Source organism: Ulvibacterium marinum, assembly GCF_003626755.1.
Taxonomy (GTDB): Bacteria; Bacteroidota; Bacteroidia; order Flavobacteriales; family Flavobacteriaceae; genus Ulvibacterium; species Ulvibacterium marinum.
The window spans coordinates 1,314,920-1,334,091 of the sequence record NZ_RBCJ01000002.1; the positions used below are offsets into that span (position 1 = coordinate 1,314,920).

At 43.1% G+C, this 19,172-nt stretch carries 9 protein-coding genes and 1 pseudogene; 8 read left to right on the forward strand and 2 right to left on the reverse strand.

Annotated elements, in window-relative coordinates:
* Positions 1 to 11 precede the first annotated feature (11 nt).
* Positions 12 to 3,242: a sensor histidine kinase gene (locus D7Z94_RS12990; RefSeq protein ID WP_120711950.1), complete on the reverse strand. Its 3,231-nt coding sequence runs from the start codon at positions 3,240 to 3,242 to the stop codon at positions 12 to 14.
* Between the two features lie 536 nt (positions 3,243 to 3,778).
* Positions 3,779 to 4,357, reverse strand: a complete 579-nt coding sequence (locus tag D7Z94_RS12995; protein WP_120711951.1) for an RNA polymerase sigma factor — start codon at positions 4,355 to 4,357, stop codon at positions 3,779 to 3,781.
* 132 nt (positions 4,358 to 4,489) lie between these two features.
* Between D7Z94_RS12995 and D7Z94_RS13000 the strand changes: the two genes are divergently transcribed.
* The 8 genes and pseudogenes from D7Z94_RS13000 to D7Z94_RS13040 all read left to right on the forward strand — a co-directional run bounded on the left by D7Z94_RS13000 (position 4,490) and on the right by D7Z94_RS13040 (position 19,108).
* Entirely contained in the window at positions 4,490 to 5,647 is a 1,158-nt protein-coding gene (locus D7Z94_RS13000) for a FecR family protein (RefSeq protein WP_120711952.1), read from the forward strand.
* Between the two features lie 148 nt (positions 5,648 to 5,795).
* A complete protein-coding gene (locus tag D7Z94_RS13005; protein WP_120711953.1) occupies positions 5,796 to 9,209 on the forward strand; it encodes a SusC/RagA family TonB-linked outer membrane protein in 3,414 nt (1,137 codons plus the stop codon).
* Between the two features lie 18 nt (positions 9,210 to 9,227).
* Positions 9,228 to 10,823 carry a RagB/SusD family nutrient uptake outer membrane protein gene (locus tag D7Z94_RS13010; protein ID WP_158594633.1) on the forward strand — a complete coding sequence of 532 codons (1,596 nt, stop codon included), beginning with the start codon at positions 9,228 to 9,230 and terminating at the stop codon, positions 10,821 to 10,823.
* A 193-nt stretch (positions 10,824 to 11,016) separates the two neighbouring features.
* The gene (locus tag D7Z94_RS13015; protein ID WP_158594634.1) at positions 11,017 to 14,370 is read left to right on the forward strand and encodes a VCBS repeat-containing protein; all 3,354 of its coding nucleotides are present in this window, start codon (positions 11,017 to 11,019) and stop codon (positions 14,368 to 14,370) included.
* A gap of 27 nt (positions 14,371 to 14,397) precedes the next feature.
* Entirely contained in the window at positions 14,398 to 15,816 is a 1,419-nt protein-coding gene (locus D7Z94_RS13020; RefSeq protein ID WP_120711956.1) for an FG-GAP repeat domain-containing protein, read from the forward strand.
* 36 nt (positions 15,817 to 15,852) lie between these two features.
* Positions 15,853 to 16,080 (forward strand): annotated as a pseudogene (locus tag D7Z94_RS26220) (FG-GAP-like repeat-containing protein); the annotation flags it as partial.
* Between the two features lie 57 nt (positions 16,081 to 16,137).
* On the forward strand, positions 16,138 to 16,650 hold the full coding sequence (locus D7Z94_RS13025; RefSeq protein ID WP_394347436.1) for a CRTAC1 family protein: 513 nt from the start codon (positions 16,138 to 16,140) through the stop codon (positions 16,648 to 16,650).
* Between the two features lie 1,054 nt (positions 16,651 to 17,704).
* Positions 17,705 to 19,108: a Gfo/Idh/MocA family protein gene (locus D7Z94_RS13040; protein WP_120711958.1), complete on the forward strand. Its 1,404-nt coding sequence runs from the start codon at positions 17,705 to 17,707 to the stop codon at positions 19,106 to 19,108.
* Positions 19,109 to 19,172 lie beyond the last annotated feature (64 nt).

The window sequence follows — 19,172 nt, forward strand, 5'->3', positions numbered from 1 at the left end:
TATGGTAAAACCTAATAATAAGGTATTCCAATGATAACCCGGGTCCCTTGCCCTCCCTTATCGCTTAAATCCTTCATTGCGATTTCATATTTGGACTCCCCGGAATAGTGTGTCTTGTTCATCAACATTAATCGCTCATACAATATTTGTGTAGAGTACGATTGATGTTCTTGATTATTTTTCTGCTTCTTTCGCGCTTGGACAATCCCAAGACCGTTGTCTTCTATTACGACCACTATTTGTTTGCCAATAGGGGATTTTTTAATCTCCACTAAGATGGCCTTATCTGTCTGGTCTTTCATAAAACCATGTACAATGGAATTCTCTACTAGAGGTTGCAAGATCATAGGGGGAATATAGGTGTCATGTATATCAATATCCGCTTCACATTTCATATGTAGTTCTATCTTATGCTCGTTCTGGGAATTGATCAACACAACGTAATTTTCAATATATTCTATTTCTTTGGCCAATGGAATGCTTTTATTCCGGGTCACATCCAAGGTAAGCCGCATAAGGTTTGAAAAATTGGATACATAGTTGTGTAAATCCAACAATCCCTTTTCCCTTAGCTTTAAACGTATTCCACTTAATGAGTTAAATATAAAATGAGGGCTCATTTGGGCCCTAAGGGCGTTGCGTTCCAATTCTATAAGGGTAAGGTTCAAGGCGTTTTTTTTCCGCTCCTTTGTGATATAGGAAACAAGCCATACTACGAACGTACCGATTAAAAAAAAGCCCACTAAAAACTGAAACCAAAGTCTTTTGTAAAAGACTTGGGATACATGTATGGTGTAGGACAGTTCGTTGGACGATTCTATACCCGTGGCATTGAATCCCTTGATCTTTAAATCATAATCCCCTGGAGGTATGGAAAATAACTTTAAGGTGGTTTGGTTGTCCAGACTTATCCAATCATCGGCAAACCCTTCCAATTTATAAAAATATCGGTTGTAGTCCGTATTAAAATTGTCATTGATACTATACGATGTAGAAAATGAGTTTTTATAATAAGGTAGATCAAAACTTGGGGTGCTATCGTTAAAAACGTTGATACCCACTTCCCTACCTTTGGTACGATCATAATATTCGAATTTTGTAGGGAATATTTTGATATCCCTGGATTGATGGGTGGTATTGATACTATCAAAGGCGATAATTCCATTGATCCCTCCAAAAAACAAGCGGTCTTTGGACGACTTATAATATGAATTTTGATTGAAATCATTAAACGTCAAGCCATCTTCAACAAAAAAAGAAGCCATTTTTCTGGTCTCCCTATCATATCTAAAAAGACCATAATAGGTACTAAACCACATAATTCCATCGGCATCTTCCAAAATACCGACTACATTTAAATCCGTAAGGCCATCCGCCTTACCGATAACCTCTATTTCCTTTACATCCTTGTCCACAAATATTACTCCACTATTGGTACCCATCCAGAGGTTTTCAGCTGTATCCAAAAAACTCATATACACCCTATTCGTTGGAATATTTAGCCCATTGCCGGTATTATTTTTTTTTAGGGTTACAAAGGTATCGGAAGTAAGGTCCTTAATGAACAATCCATTTCGGTCCGTAGCCACATAAAGCTTGTCCTCTGTTCTCAAAAGGTCCCTTACATAAACCGCTCTATTATCGTCTATGGGCAAAATAGGCAAATCCCTAAATTGTTTTTTATGGATGTCAAATTCCTGCAGGCCAAAATTGCTGGCGATAACCAAGGTAGAATCCGAGTACCTTGCTACGTCATAGTATTGCATATGGGTCAATCTCGGATGATCTTCAAATAGGTACTGTCCTATAATTTCATTTTCAAGAAAATTTATATTGGATATTTTTTTATGCTCTCCAACACACCAGGCCGTGGAATCAGTGGTCGGTAAAAAAGATCTGAGGTAGTTTAGGGAGGGAAAGACTTTTTCTGCTGAATATTCTTGTTCACCATAATTATTAATGGATGGTTTAATTTTAAACGTTCCGGCATAGCTGGCTGCAAGGATTTCTTTGTTCGACAGCTCCGAAAAACCCCGTGCACTTACCTTCCGTTCCGCATAATCATCAAGGATTTTATGAAAGGTATGGCTATTGAATTTTATTTTACGGATACGGTCATAGCTACTCACATAAATGACGTCGTATTTATCCACGACCACATCATCGATCATATAAGGAAATGAAATTTCGTGGGCCTTGGTCAGATGGTCTTCCCCATTTTTTTGTTGCAATTTATAAAAACCCAATTTTTTTCCGGATTCATCAATGGCAATTAGATCCGCGTGGTTCTTTAAATAGGGATTAGAGCTTTTATAGATAGGAATCATTTCCTGAAAAGGCAGATTCGTTACCTGAATGCCTAAATCTTCCATAGAACGCGTATCAAAAATTTCCCCTTCAAAACGGTAAGAAGTATTCTCGGATTTGGGAAAAAGTTCACCATTCTCAGTAATCAATATTCCATCACCACCGTTAAAGGACCATTCAGGGTATAGATAACTACTCTTGGAATAATTTATGGAGGCAGTAAAATCTGCATGCAAAACACTGTTTCCATCCTCTAGGAGATACAGCTTGCGCCCTAGTCTAAACAAAATCTTATCACAATCGATCACTTTCTCGACAAACGAAAAACTTCTCTGAAAATATCCCGGATTTAAATCCCGATCAGCTTTCGGGGTCTTGTATTTTTTGACCTTAAGAGAAGGGTCAATTTTCAAAACACAATCGTTGTAGGTTCCGGCCCATATATTGCCTTCGCAATCCTCGATCAAGGAGCCCAATGAAACCTTCTCCTCCTCCAAAATCTTTTTGAAATGTACACGGTCAAAACTATCGTCCAAACTATTGGATATAAAAACACCAATATCGGACACTATCCAAATACGATGTTTGCTATCAATAAATATGACATCCAAATAGGTTGATAGGATTTTTTCGTCTTTGTCCAAAAAAGTGGAAAGCATGGAATTGGTTTCAAAGTCCTTTACAATTCCATTATAAGTGGAGTACCAGAGAACTTCATCCTCATCCACATATATTTTGTTTCTGATTTTATGGCTCTCACCGTTGTTGTTGATAGAAATCTCCCGAATCTTATATTCCTGTGCTCCCAAAAAATGAAGTGCCAAAAACCAAAAGGGCAGTACAAACCACCTGTATTGGCTATACATTTTACAAAAAACAGATGGCTGGCTTCGGGATTTAAGGTGAATGAGAGCGAATACTACATCAATCAACATTTCATATAAAGTTCAGTTTGGTTACCTAGCTATTCAAGAATAATGGGATACCCGATCAAGAACACAAATTCAGGCCGGGTAGCAACGTAATAGTACAGTTTGAATTTAGGATGCCAATTTGAAGCAAGCTAAAGACATAAAAAAATGATTATCAATATGTTACACCCAACAAATAATATTACTGGCTTTTTCTTAAGTGGTAATCCCCATTATCCATTTGTTCATATGATGAATCCTTTTTCACGAATATTTGTAAACGAAATCCAATCATTTCATACTCCAACTAATTTAGACACACAAGCTGTATATAGGTAACTCCTTTTTCCCATATTAATGACTATTTTTTGTATTACATTCTCACCTAGGGGAAGAAACCTTTAAGACTATTGGGTAAGCCTGAGTGCTTTATAACCTATGCTTGGCGTAATTGTACAAGTTCCTTTCCCTGGCAGGGAAAGGTGGCTTCCCGCTAGAGCGGGAAGCCGGAAAGGGTAGATTCTGGACCAAGACCAGTTTTGTGGAAAAAAATAGTTTAGCTATTTAATCTTTTCCAATGCCCTAAAAAGTAGGAATAAATGCAAGTTGCCATCTCCAATACCATCCCTTATTTTTTTAAAGGCAATTCGTATTTGGGACTCTACTGTTTTAATGGAGATTCCCAATTTTTCTGCAATTTCCCTGTTTTTATACCCTTCCTTTTTGCTCAGCAATAAAATTTCCTTGCACCGCTCGGGGAGGGTATTTACTATTTCCCTTATCCTTTCTGTTTTCAGGGTAAGCTCGGAATTATCCTCTTCCAAAAGATAGGACATCGCCTCATATTTAAGGGAATCCAGAAGTTTATCGTTTTTTTTGTCCTTGCGGTTTTTTTGCAAATATGCGTGGTAGACCGATTTATACAAATAGGATTTTACGGAAGTATGTATATTAAGTTCGTTTCGTCTGATCCAAAGTTTTACATATTCATTTTGAACAAGATCTTCGGCATCCAACATGTTACGGGTAAACTGTAATGCATAGGAGCACATTGACTTATAATGCAAATCAAAAAGCACTTTTAGGGCATTATGATCGCCCAGCTGAATACGGGACCATAAAATTTTATCATCCAACATTGGTTTCGGGGGAATTAGGTTTCATATGTCTTGTTATCATAAAGATTAAAAAAAACTTAGGAAGTTTAAGGGTAAACATGCGTTTTTGCATCTTATTTACATACAATGTAACTTTATCAAACTTATTCCTGTGTGAAAAGTCTTATAATCAGGTATTTAACCGATACCATTTCCGATCAAGAGCTTATTGAATTACACCTTTGGTTACAAGATCCAAAGAACAAAGCGGTTTTTAAGGCCATGGTCCAGGCCAACGAGGAATTGGATTTTATCCATAGGCCCATTGATGTGGAGATGGCCTATGAAAAGGTGCTGAATAATACCACCAAAACTCAACGATCTCTACCAAAACGTTACCGCTACCCTATTCTTAAATATGCGGCCGTAGTGGCTATCTTACTAAGTACTTCAGTAGGTCTGTACCACCTGGCAAAAAAGGACGGGATTGGCATAACCGCCCCTCCAGTTACGGAGACATCTCCCCAAATTACCTTGGAACTGGAAGACGGAAGCCTTTTGATTTTGGATGAGAAGCAACAGACTACCTTGACTAACAAGCAAGGAGATCAGGTCGTAAGTCAAGAGTATGATAAGCTTAAGTATAAAAATGATGGGGCAGCGGAAGGTAAATTAGTCTACAACCAGCTTACCGTTCCCTATGGCAAACGATTTACCATAGAATTGGCAGATGGGACGGTTGTATTTCTTAATGCCGGTACAAAACTTAGATACCCCAAGGTTTTTACCGACCCAAAAAGTCGGGAAGTGTACTTGGACGGGGAGGCTTTTTTTGAAGTAGCGGAAAATGCGGCCCATCCCTTCATTGTACATACCGAAAAAATGAATGTCCGTGTATTGGGCACCCAGTTCAACGTCTCCAGCTATCAAAATGAAAATAACACTTCAACCGTTTTGGTCAAGGGCAGTGTTGGCGTCTACAGACCTTCCGAAGCCTTTGTTACGGAAAAAAGTATCGTCATTTCACCACGGCAACAGGCCTCTATCCAAGAAGAAGAATTTACGGTAAGGGAAGTAAACGTTCAAAAACATATTGCATGGACCAAAGGCCAACTGTATTTTGTTAATGACCGTTTCGGAAATATCGTTAAGGAAATGGAACGTCACTACGATATAAAAATCGAAAATAACTATCCAGAATTAAACGATACTAGATATACCGGTACTTTTGAGTCCGAAACCATTGAGCAGGTCCTGAACGTTTTTAAAAGGAACACCCAATTTGAGTATCGCATAGAAAAAGACAAAATAATAATTACCACCTCCCCCTAATTTTTTTAAGAAATAATAACCTAAAAAAAGCGGCCAATGACATAAGCGAAATAATTAAAGAAAACAAAATCGGGAAATGCAGCCACATTCCCCGATTCCACAATTGATTTTACAGCTGTCTGAAACAAACTAAAAATCGTTCAAAATTATGAAAAAACCGAACACTATGGAATGGTTATCCAAAATCATTCCAGAACTTGATTTGAAAATGAAGCTCACTTTCTTTTTTCTTATCGTTGCACTTTTTCAAATACAAGCGAATTCCGGGTACTCCCAAAACACGAAAATTAGTCTAGATCTTACCCAGGTAACGCTAGCTGAAGTATTCTCGGAAATTGAAAGTAAAACGGAATTTAGATTCTTTTATAAAAATGAGGATGTAAATCTAGACCGTAAGCTTACTTTAAAAATCAGAAAAGAGCGCATCCATGTCATATTAAATAGAATTTTCCAAAATGGTAAGGTCTCCTATGAAGTTTTCAATAAACATATTGTAATAAAAAAGGCAAACAATTCTACTTCATCCCAAGTACAGGTAGTTCCTTTACCAGAATCGTATCAATTGCAAGTAAACGGTACCATATCCGATTCCAATGGAACCCCCCTACCTGGTGCTAATATCGTGGAAAAGGGTACGACAAATGGTACACAGTCCGATTTTGACGGCAACTTTTCCCTTTCGGTGACGGATCAAAATGCAGTTTTGGTCGTCTCCTATCTTGGTTTTACAACACAGGAAGTCCAAGTTGCAGGCCAAACGACCATTGCCATAATTTTACAGGAGGATGCCGGGGCCTTGGAGGAGGTTGTGGTGGTTGGTTTTGGTACCCAAAAGAAAATAAACCTTACCGGGGCCGTGGAAGTCATCGATGACGATGCCCTGGAAAATAGACCCGTTAACAATGTATCCAACCTCTTGGCAGGCCAGGCCAGTGGAGTTACGGCCTTTTCAGGTGGTGGACAGCCTGGCTTGGACGAATCCAATATATCCATCCGTGGAAATACCACTTTTGGAGGGAGCAATTCACCCCTCATCATAGTTGACGGGGTAGAGTCCACATTGAATAACATTGATCCTATTGACATTGCCAGCATTTCAGTACTCAAAGATGCTTCATCAGCCGCTATTTACGGGGTAAGGGGCGGTAACGGGGTTATCATTGTCACCACAAAAAGAGGACGTTCTGGAGCCCTTATGGTCAATTACAATACCTCCCTTGGATTTCAGGAATTTACGGAAACCCCAACGTTTACCAACTCTTTTGACTATGCTACATTACGGAACGAAGCATTGGTTAACGATGGTAATGCACCGGAATTTACCGATGAACAATTACAAGCCTTTCAAAATGGTTCGGCGCCCAATACGGATTGGCTGGGAGCATTGTTGACCCCTAACGGCTTTACCCAAAGACACCATCTGGCCTTATCTGGAGGTTCGGATACCTTCAACTACAGTGCTTCACTGGGCTATTTGGATACCGAAGGGCTCATTCCTAATACCAACTACAGACGATACTCCTTCCGATTGAATTTGGACCAAAAAATAAACGATAGATTGACTTTGGGCTATAATGTGGCGTTGACCCGAAGGGATATCGAAGAACCCCGGGGAGGTGTCGGTAGTATCTACAGCAAAAATTTTAGGGAACATCCCACCGAACCCATACGAAACAGTGATGGTAATTTTGTAGCCTTTATCAATGAGCATAATTCTGTCGCGGAAGCCAATGAAGGGGGGCTTCAGCGTACATTGGAAGACAAATTGTTGGGAAGCGTCTCGGCCGAATTCAAAATTCTTGAGGGCCTCAATATTAAGGGCATTGCCGCCGTAAATCAGGATTACAGGAATTTTAACGACTTTGATAAATTCCTGCAATTGTATAATGTAGATGGTTCAGAAGCCATTGGCCTGCCCAGCCGAATAAGTGTAACTGAATCCCGTAGGACCAATATAAACTTACAAGCTTTATTGACCTATGAAAAAACCTTTGGTAAACACTACATAAAAGCCCTATTGGGGCATAATTCCATCCAGGATGATTTTAAGCTGACCCAGACTGCGAGGACCGGATTGCCTTCCAGTAACGTTAGTGATGAACTGGCATTGGGCGATCCGGATACGGCTACTAATACTAGTGATGTGGAATTGTATCGCCTAGAATCCTATTTTGGAAGGTTGAACTATAATTTTGATGACAGATACCTCTTTGAGTTTACCCTGCGTCAAGATGCCACCTCCCGATTTGCCGAAGCTAATAGAAAAGAGGTTTTCCCCTCCTTTTCCTTAGGCTGGAATTTGGCCAATGAGAATTTCTTTACGATTGAGGAAGTAAATCAATTGAAGCTAAGGGGGTCCTGGGGCCAGTTGGGCAATCAAGAAGTGATTGTAAACGGTGCGGTCTCCAATTTTGCATATGCCCCCACCTTTAGGGCAGGCGCAGGTTATCAGGCCGGTGGCCAGTTGCAGACCAGCTTTAGGGAAGGCCTTATTGCCAATCCGGATTTGAGATGGGAAACCATTACAAAGAGTAATGTGGGTCTCGACGCGGCACTTTTCAATAACAGTTTTCGATTCAGCTTTGATTACTTCTCGGAAAATCGGGACGACATTTTGGCCGTAGTTCCTCTGCCAGGCTCCTTCGGGGCATCTGCACCACCCTCCAACGTGGCCAGTTCCATTGCCCGTGGTATTGAAATGAGCTTTAACTATAACGGAAGTATAGGAGATGATTTCAACTATTCCATTGGGTACAATATGACCAATTTTCTAAAGGCCCCTACAATTGACGCTCTTCCGGAAACCGGCGAGGTTCCGGGGCGTAGTGTGGGCGATCCCATCAACAATATCTTCGGGTATGAGGCATTGGGACTTTTTCAAAACGAGGCGGAGATAGCGAGTGCTCCTGATCAGACCGCTTTGGGAGGAACTCCGGTACCCGGTGATATTAGGTATGCGGATACCAATGGCCGTGACGAAAATGGGAACCTTACCGGACAACCGGACGGCATAATCGATCCAGATGATAGAACTTCCTTGGGCACCTTTACCCCAAAATTGTTTTATGGCTTTAATTTCGGAGCCGACTACAAAGGGTTGGACCTATCGCTGTTTTTTCAGGGGGTAGGGCGTGTTCAAAACTCCTTGATCGATAGGGCGGCACATCCCTTTAGCAATGGTGGTAAGACCCTTGCCAATCATTTGGATAGATGGACCCCGGAAAACACAAATGCTTCCTACCCTACCCTACATTCCGCCAATGCAGGGAGAAACCAGGTCACCAGTTCGTTTTTTACCTATAATGCATCATATCTACGGCTAAAGAACATACAACTGGGGTATTCCTTACCGGAGTCTTTTATCAACAAGTTCGGATTACAAAAATGTAGGGTCTATGTAACGGCGGATAATCTCTTAACGATTACAAATTCAGAATTTCCAGACGGTTTCGACCCGGAAACTTTGGGCAACCCTGATCCGGATGCATTAAATCCAGGCAACAATGGTGAAATCTACCCTCAGGTAAAAACATACGCCATAGGACTTAATGTTACTTTTTAATCAATGAAAAACTGCGATATGAAAATTATAAATAGTATAAGCTTTAAAAAATCCACCCTTTTAGGTGGAGTCACTGTAGCATTAATGGTAATTTTTTCCTGTAGCAAGGATTTTCTGGATGTTTCCCCAGATGATACCATTAATCCCGATACCTTTTATAAAACGGAGGCTGATGCCATTGCCGGGGCCTTTAGTGTTTATGAGTTATTATCTTCTAATGATCCTTACGAACGCTATCATATGATCGGAAGGAATATATGGAGTGATGATGCCTGGGGTACAAGCTTTACCGCCGGACAGTATGAACCTATTGGGCAGGGAACACATTCCCCAAGTTTTGGAATGATCAATCAGGTGTGGGGATTCTTTTATAATATGATTCGAAGGAGCAATGTTTTTCTGGCCAATGTGGACAATACGGAAATGGATGCCGGGCTGCGTGAGCGTCTAAAGGCGGAAGTACGTTTCCTTAGGGCCTTTGCCTATCAAGAGCTTACGTTTTTATATGGGGATGTCCCGTTAATAACGGAAGTAGTACCTGTAGAAGATGCCAAAAATACGACCCGAACGTCAAAGGCGGAAGTAGTAAACTTTGTGCTTAGCGAGTTGGAAGCCACGGCGAATGTTTTACCGCCCTCCTATTCCGGGTTGGATGTGGGGCGTGCCACCAAAGGTGCGGCAGATGCCCTACGTTGCCGGGTATTGATGTTCGAAAACAACTTTACGGAAGCCATCAACGCCGCACAGGACGTTATGGCCGGACCCTACAATCTGGAAACCAACTTTGGCGACATTTTTAAATTGGCCAATGAAAACAACGAGGAGGTCATATTTGATATCCAATACCTTACCGCTGGCTGGGATTATCTAAATGCCCAACAGTTGTATTCCTTACCACCCAGTTTAGGGGGATGGACCGGATCTTCACCCAGCCAATCCCTTGTGGACGAATTTGAAACTTCGGATGGATTGGACATCAATGAGAGTGGTAGTGGCTATGACCCGGACAATCCTTTTGACAATAGGGACCCGCGCCTTGGGCAATCCATTATTTTTCCCGGAGAAACCATTGATGGGGTAACCTTGGATCCCTGGAATACGGACAGTGCAGATCGTTTGGGAGGAGGTAATTCCACGACCACCGGATACTGGATCAAAAAGTTCTATGACAATACACTTCCGACCGCTCAAGATGGTACCAATTACATTTTGATACGGTATGCCGAAGTCTTGCTCAACTATGCGGAAGCCGTTAATGAAACATCAGGTCCTACGGCGGAGGTCTATAACACGTTAAATTCTATCCGATCAAGAGTGGGTATGCCAGATTTGCCGGTAGGTCTAGGCCAGGGCGAAATGCGGGAACGCATTTTACACGAGAGGCGGGTAGAATTGGCCTTTGAGGGCGATCGTTTTTACACGATCCGTAGACACAGGATAGCGGAACAAGTGGTACCCCAAGATATACTTGGAGCGGTGAATCCTGCCAGTGGTACAAATGTATTGGCCAATACGGGGCGATTATTTGATCCGGCAAAGGATTATCTATGGCCTATTCCCCAGGAAGAAATAGACCTGTCAGAAGGGGTAATAACCCAAAACCCCAATTGGTAAAAAACAAAGCGTGTATTTAAGTTAATTTTTTTGTTAATGTTAGTTTAAAATGGGGTTTGGGGTTAGTCGCTCAAACCCCCTTTTTTAAATCAGAATGTACCGATTACGAATTTTCATACCAAAAAAGGGAAATGCACTGCTTGTGTTCTCATGTCTTTGCATCGTAATGGGTTGTACCAAAAAAACAGCGTCCTTGGAACGATTCCCCGTTAAAAACGTGGACTCCCTGGCCCTGTTTACAATTCTAACCCCAAAGTATACCGGAATCACGTTTGCGAACAGGATAAAGGAAAGTATGTATATGAATGGGCTTACCTATGAATATATATACAACGGAAGCGGTGTGTCAATTGGTGACCTCAACAATGATGGGCTGGAGGACATTTTTTTAGTTTCCAGCTTTGGAAAAAACGAACTATATCTAAATAGAGGCAATTTAAAGTTTAGGAATACTACCGGAACTTCCAATATCGAAGGCGCCTACGGGTTTTCTACCGGAACCACTATGGTGGACATTGACCATGATGGGGATTTGGATATTTATGTGTGCAAATCGGGATTGTTCGATGATCCGGACAAAAGGAAAAATGAGCTTTACATAAACCAGGGAACAGACCCGAACGGGATTCCCATATTTATGGAAGAAGCCAAAAAGTACAACTTGGATCTGCCGCATCAATCCACACAGGCGGCCTTTTTCGATTATGACAGGGATGGGGATTTGGATCTGTTTTTATTAAACCATGGTACAGATCCTTCCTATACCTCGGACGTAAAAAAAATACCTGCTCTCCTTCAGAAAAGGTCGCCCTATCAAAGTAATCGTCTGTTCAGAAATGATGAGGGTACTTATCTAGATGTCAGTGATTCTGCCGAAATCATTGATAACGCCATTAGTTTTGGTCTGGGCGTCGCCATAGGCGATGTCAATAATGATGGTTGGCCCGATGTTCTCGTGGGTCAGGACTATGCCGAAAAAGACCATCTCTATATCAATCAGGCCAACGGCACTTTTAAGGAAGTAATCCGGCAGGCCACCAATCATATCTCCAATTTCTCCATGGGCAATGATATGGCGGATTTCAACAATGACGGCTTATTGGATTTCATTTCGGTAGATATGGTCTCCGAACATAATTATGATAGCAAGACCAGTATGAGCGGTATGGCGCCCGAGCGTTTCTACCAGCTTGTGGATTATGGGCTGCACCACCAATACATGTTCAATACCTTGCAACTCAACAATGGTATCCCGGATGGGGATAACGTACCCGTATTTTCGGATGTGGCCCAACTGGCCGGGGTATCCAATACGGATTGGAGTTGGGCACCCCTGTTCTTTGACATGGACAATGACGGATTAAAGGACCTGTTCATATCCAATGGCATTAAAAGGGATTTTAGAAACAATGATTATGTAGGCTACAAGAAAAAGCGGCTGGCCCAATACGTACAGGACCAAAAGACCACCAAACAACCCAAAAAGCTTCTGGAAGATTACATTCGTGATCTCATGGGCAAGATTCCAAAAAGGAATAGGGACAATCTCTTTTTTAGGAACAACGGGGATCTCTCCTTTGCCAAACAAAATACAAACTGGAACCTCAACGCATTGACCAGCACCACTGGTGCCGCCTACGCCGATCTGGATAACGACGGCGATCTGGACATGGTGACCAACAATGTGGACGATTACAGTTTTATCTATCGCAATAACACCAATGAGCTAAAAGTCGGAAACAATTATATACAATTTCAGCTAAGGGGCAGTGAAAAAAATCCGTATGGGATAGGTACCCGAATCCAAATTGAACATGGCAACGGGCAAAGGCAACTCTTGGAAAAGTATCCGACCCGGGGGTTCCAGTCCTCCGTTGGCGGACACTTGCACTTTGGGGTCGGTACTGCGGAAAAGATGGATAAGGTGGTGGTGCAATGGCCCGATGGCAAAGAAGAAACCCTAAAATCCTTGAATGTAAACCAGGTATATAAACTACACTATAAAAATGCAGAGGTAGTTCCCCCAAAACCTCTTAAAGTCCAACAGCACTTCACCGATATTACTACTAAAAGCGGTATTGATTTTTTGCATCGGGAAAATGTATTTGACGATTTTGAACGTGAAGGTCTATTGCCCCATAAAATGTCGCAATTCGGCCCGGCATTGGCCGTAGGGGATGTAAATGGTGACCTATTGGACGATTTTTATGTAGGCGGTGCCTTGGGATATCCCGGAACGCTCTATGTGCAAAAAATGGATGGAACCTTTCAGGAAGACAATCAAAACTCAAGCTTGTGGAACAAGGAACAAGGTTATGAGGATACCGCGGCCTTGTTTCTGGATGTGGAAAACGATGGCGATCTAGATCTTTATGTAGTCAGCGGAGGAAACGAAAACAATCAAAATTCAAAAGGTTTACAGGACCGCCTTTACCTGAACAAGGGAAAAGGCCAATTTAGCCGCTATTTGGATATCCCAAAAATACGGAACAGCGGGTCAGTGGTCAAAGCTTTTGATTTTGACGGGGACGGGGATCAGGACCTATTCATTGGTGGACGACAAATCCCGGGAAAATACCCTTTCCCGGCGGACTCCTATGTATTGCGGAATGATTCCTTCCCCAAAAATATCACATTCAAGGATATCACCAAGGAACGGGCTCCGGAACTTTTGGGTTTGGGCATGGTTACGGATATGGCCTGGATAGAGCTTAATGGGGATAACCGTACGGACATGGTCGTTGTGGGCGAATGGATGCCCATTACCGTTTTTTACAATACGGACAATGGATTTATCAAGGCAACGGACACAGGATTGGAAAACCATACCGGGTGGTGGAACAGTATCAATGGTGCCGATTTTGACAAGGACGGGGACATAGATCTTATAGCCGGGAACCTGGGGTTGAATTACAAATATAAGAGCAGTCCTGAAGCGCCCTTTGAAATCTATACCAAAGACTTTGATGGCAACGGCTCGCAAGACATTGTATTGGGATACTATGAGGAAGGGAATCTCTTCCCTTTACGCGGAAGGGAATGCAGCTCGGACCAAGTACCCTTGATCAAGGAAAAATTCCCCACCTACGATCTATTCGCCAAAGCTTCCCTGGAGGAGGTCTATGGCTCGGAGAATATAAAAGGTGCATTACATTATGCGACCACCGATTTTGCCACCAGTTATTTGGAAAATAAGGGCGATGGCACATTTACTTCGCACCCCTTGCCCCATCTGGCGCAACTATCGGCCACCAATACCATTGAAATCAAAGATTTTGATCAAGACGGCCATTTAGATGTGCTACTCGCCGGCAACTTATATGGGGCCGAGGTGGAAACGTCCCGAAACGATGCCGGTTACGGGCTTTTGTTGACCGGTAACGGCAAGGGCCTATTTAAACCCATTCCTCCGAGCGAAAGTGGATTGTACATTCCTGGGGACGTTAAGGGTAGCGAACCCATTCGTATTTCGGGAAAGAAAGTGGGTTATGTTTTTGCCAAAAATGGGGATGCATTGCAATTGATCAGGATACATCAAAATCCTTAAGCACCAAAGGTTCCGATCTAGAACACTATGAAACGGTCTATGTACATCCAGGGGTATGGAAAACAAGTTATAATCTCCACTGTTCTGGCAGCTATATTTTTAACGCTGTCCCTAGGTTATCTTAAAATGGACGGGAATCTTAAAACGGATGATAAAGAAGTTTTTCTCCCTCCAGGCAATTTGGCTATGGCGGAGGAACTCAAGTCCCTGGCGGAAAACGCCGACCCGGCAAACAACTATATGCTCAATGAGGCACGGGCCGTGTACTACTATAAAAATCACATAAGGACCGGGAAGAATGATAGCCTATCCCTAAAGTTATATACCCATTACCTGGAAGAACTGATCAATGCGGGCTTTGTGGAAAAGGCCATTACCGAAATCGAAAGCCACCTTACGGACCAAAAAGAAACGGAGGTTACCTCCTTAAATAAAGAGCTATATGATCTTTTGGGCCTCGCCTACCTTCAAAAAGGCGAGGAAGAGAACTGTGTGGAACACCATACCGTAAAGTCCTGTATAATCCCTATAGAAAAGGAGGGGCTCCATCATGATACCTCCAGTGCCGAAAAGGCCATTTTAATCTATACAAAACTTCTCAAGGCCTTTCCGGAGGACCTGCAGGCCCGGTGGTTATTGAATTTGGCCTATATGACCCTTGGCGATTATCCGGAGGGTGTCCCCAAAAACGTCCGTATTCCAAATATTGCCAAAACAAAAACGACGGTATTCCCGGAATTCAGGGATGTGGCCATGCAATTGGGGGTGCATACCACCGGACTGGCCGGTGGAGTGGTCAGTGAGGATTTTGACAACGACGGCCTTTTGGATATCATGGTTTCCTCCTACGGCCTAAACGATCCGTTACGGCTCTTTAGGAATACGGGCAAAGGCAAGTTTGAGGATATTTCCCAAGCTGCAGGTATAAAAGGCTTGACCGGGGGGCTTAACCTGCTCCAGGCCGATTATAACAATGACGGTTTTTCCGATGTTCTGGTATTGCGGGGCGCCTGGTTGGGTGATTATGGAAAATTTCCCAATTCCCTGCTACGCAATAATGGGGATGGCACCTTTACCGATGTGACCCGGGAAGCCGGACTTCTATCCTATTTTCCCAGCCAAACGGCCGCATGGGCGGATTTTAATAAAGATGGTTTTTTGGACCTTTTCATCGGTAACGAATCCCCGAACAACCCGCACCCCTGTGAACTCTATGTAAATAAAGGGGACGGTACGTTTGAGGAGGTGGCACGGCATGTGGGTATTTCGGTGGTCGGTGTCATAAAAGGTGCTGCCTGGGGCGATATCAACAATGATGGCCTGCCCGATCTATACCTGTCCGATCTGTCCGGTAACAACCGCCTGTTCCTAAATCGCTGTGGGACATCAAGATCCAGTTGGCAGTTTGTTGAGATAGCCGCTATTTCCGGGGTACAGGAACCGTAACATAGTTTTCCGACCTGGTTTTGGGACTTTAACAATGACGGCTTTGAGGACATTTTTGTGTCGGGCTATACGTTAGATCGTATGGATAGGGCCGCAGAAGACGAGGCCAGGGTCCTGTTGGGAAAAAAAATGATGGCCGAAGCCCCGCGCCTCTATAAAAATAATGGGGACAATTCCTTTACCGAGGTTTCCAAGGCCTACGGAATTTACCGGCCCCTATATACCATGGGGTGTAATTATGGCGACCTGGACAATGACGGTTTTTTGGACTTTTATCTGGGGACCGGCACCCCTAACCTGAATGCCATTATACCCAACCGTATGTACAGGAACATAGAGGGGAAAAGCTTTGAGGATGTCACCTTCCAAGGAGGCTTCGGCCATATCCAAAAAGGGCATGGCATCGCTTTTTTCGATTATGACAACGATGGCGACCAGGACATTTATGAAGTGTTGGGCGGAGCGGTTTCCGGGGATACCTTCCAAAACATCCTTTTTGAAAACAGGGGTAATACCAATGCCTGGATTACGCTGCGCCTGGTAGGGAAAACGGCCAACCGTTCCGCTATTGGGGCACGGATCAAAATTACGGTCAAGGACATAAACGGCGGGGAACGATCCATCTATACCACGGTGTCTTCCGGAGGAAGTTTTGGGGCATCTAGCCTACAACAGGAAATAGGGCTTGGCGAAATCCAAGAGATTAAAGAAGTAAAGATCTGGTGGCCGGACGATACCAATACCGTAAGCACATTTCAGGAACTAAGGCACAATAGCTTCGTTACCATTCATCAAGATAAGAACGGCATCACCTATGAAACGCGAAACCAGTAATCAGTAATCAGTAATCAGTAATCAGTAATTAGTAATTAGTAATTAGTAATTAGTAATTAGTAACACAATAAACAATAATCAGCAACCGACAACCAACAACCAACAACCAACAACCAGTAATCAATAACTCAATTATCAATAAACAATGCTGCAATGAACAATAACCAATAATCTAAAAATCCAACGATCCAATAACCAGTAACCCAGAAACCGACAACCGACAACCGACAACCGACAACCAGTAATCAGTGACCAGTGACCAGTAAGCAGTAACTCAATAACGTAATAACTCAACAACCAGCAACCAGCAACCAGCAACCAGTAAGCAGTAACTCAATTATCAATAAACAATATGCAATAAACAATAATCCAATAACCAGTAACCAGTAACCAGTAACCAGTAACCAGTAACCAGTAATTAGTAATTAGTAATTAGTAATTAGTAATTAGTAACACAATAACTCAATAAACAATAACCAGCAACCGACAACCAGTAATCAGTAATCAATAACCAATAACTCAATAACCTAACAATCGAACAATCCAACAATCCAACAATCCAACAACCAACAACCAACAACCAACAACTAAATAACCCGAAACCAACAACCAACAACCAGTAATCAGTGACCAGTGACCAGTGACCAGTAATCAGCAATCAATAATCTAATAATCTAATAATCCAATAACCTAACAATCGAACAATCCAACAACCAACAACTAAATAACCTGAAACCTGAAACCCGAAACCCAATAAACAATGAATCAATAACCAATGACTCAGTAACCAACCAACAACAACCAGCAACCGACAACCGACAACCAGTAATCAGTAATCAGTAATCAGTAACACAGTAACTCAATTATCAATAAACAATGATGCAATGAACAATAACCAATAATCTAATAATCCAATAACCAGTAACCCAGAAACCGACAACCGACAACCAACAACTAAATAACCTGAAACCTGAAACCCGAAACCAGAAACCAGAAACCAGAAATCCGAAACCCGAAACCAGAAACTTAAAAACTAAAACAACACTCTAAAACCATGTATACACGAAGACGATTTTTAAGAAACAGTACCTATGCCAGTGCCTATTTAGGTGTTTCGGCATGTAGCCCTGACCAAAGGGAAACGGGAAGTACAATAGCTGAACTCCTAAACGAAATCACCAAAGAAAGGCCCACCCAGAACCCCTCGGTAATGGACCTTATAGTCTCGCCGATTCCAAAGGTACGGATAGGCCTTATCGGGTGTGGGAGCCGGGGGCTGGGGCTGTTGTACCAATTTAACGCCCTATGCCCGGAGATGGCATCCATCGTTGCGCTTTGCGATGTCCGTGAGCCCAGGATACAGATCTGTATGGATTATCTGCAGGCCCATGGCAATGAACAGCCGGAGACCTATACGGGAAGCCTAAACGCATGGAAAAAAATGACGGAACGAGACGATATAGACCTCGTCATTGTGGCCACGCCCTGGGAAGATCATGTGCCTATGAGCGTCCATGCCATGCAACAGGGCAAGCATGTAGGGGTAGAAGTCCCCGCCGCCTATACCTTGGAAGGCTGTTGGCAATTGGTGGATACCGCCGAGGAAACCCAACGCAATTGTATGATGCTGGAAAATGTGTGCTATGGGGATGAGGAACTGTGGCTGCTCAATATGGCACAGGCGGGGGTATTGGGAACGCTCAATTATGCGGAAGCGGCCTATATTCATGATTTACGGGAAGGACTGTTCCGCAAAAACTCCTATAACAACTGGCGATTGCAACATCACGTAGAGCGGGACGGCAACCTATATCCCACCCATGGCCTGGGACCCGTGGCCCAGTATCTGGGCATCCAAAGGGGGGACAAGTTCGATTATTTGGTGTCCATGGGCAGTCCCCAAAATGCGTTGTCCGAATACGCCAAGACCGTGGATACCGATAATCCGTTTTACGGAAAGACCGATTTTGCCCATGGGGATATCAACAACAGCTTGATCAAGACCCATAAAGGCCGCTCCATTCTACTGCAGCATGATGTGGTGACCCCAAGACCCTACGATCTGAAAAATGTACTGTCCGGGACCAAGGGCTACCACCAGGGGTATCACAGCAGGTTGTCGCTAAACGGCGAGGGCCACCATTTTTTGGACGAACAAAAATATGCAGCGTTGCGGGATACCTATAGGCACCCTATCTGGAACGAACTACAGGAACGGATAGATCGGCACAAGGGCGGTCATGGGGGAATGGACTTTGTAATGGCCTACCGTATCATTAGCTGTTTTAACCAAGGTATCCCCCAGGATATGGATGTCTATGATGGGGTGGCCTGGTCCGTAGTGGGGCCCTTGTCCCGGATTTCAGTGGAAAACGGAAGTATCCCCGTTCCCTTCCCGGATTTTACCCGAGGAAAATGGGAACGGAACAGAAAATTGGGCATAACCCAAGCCAGTTAAAATGGCCGGGGTTTACCCTTAATCATGGATACCAATTCCCAAGAAAAGCACATATTTAGGAACT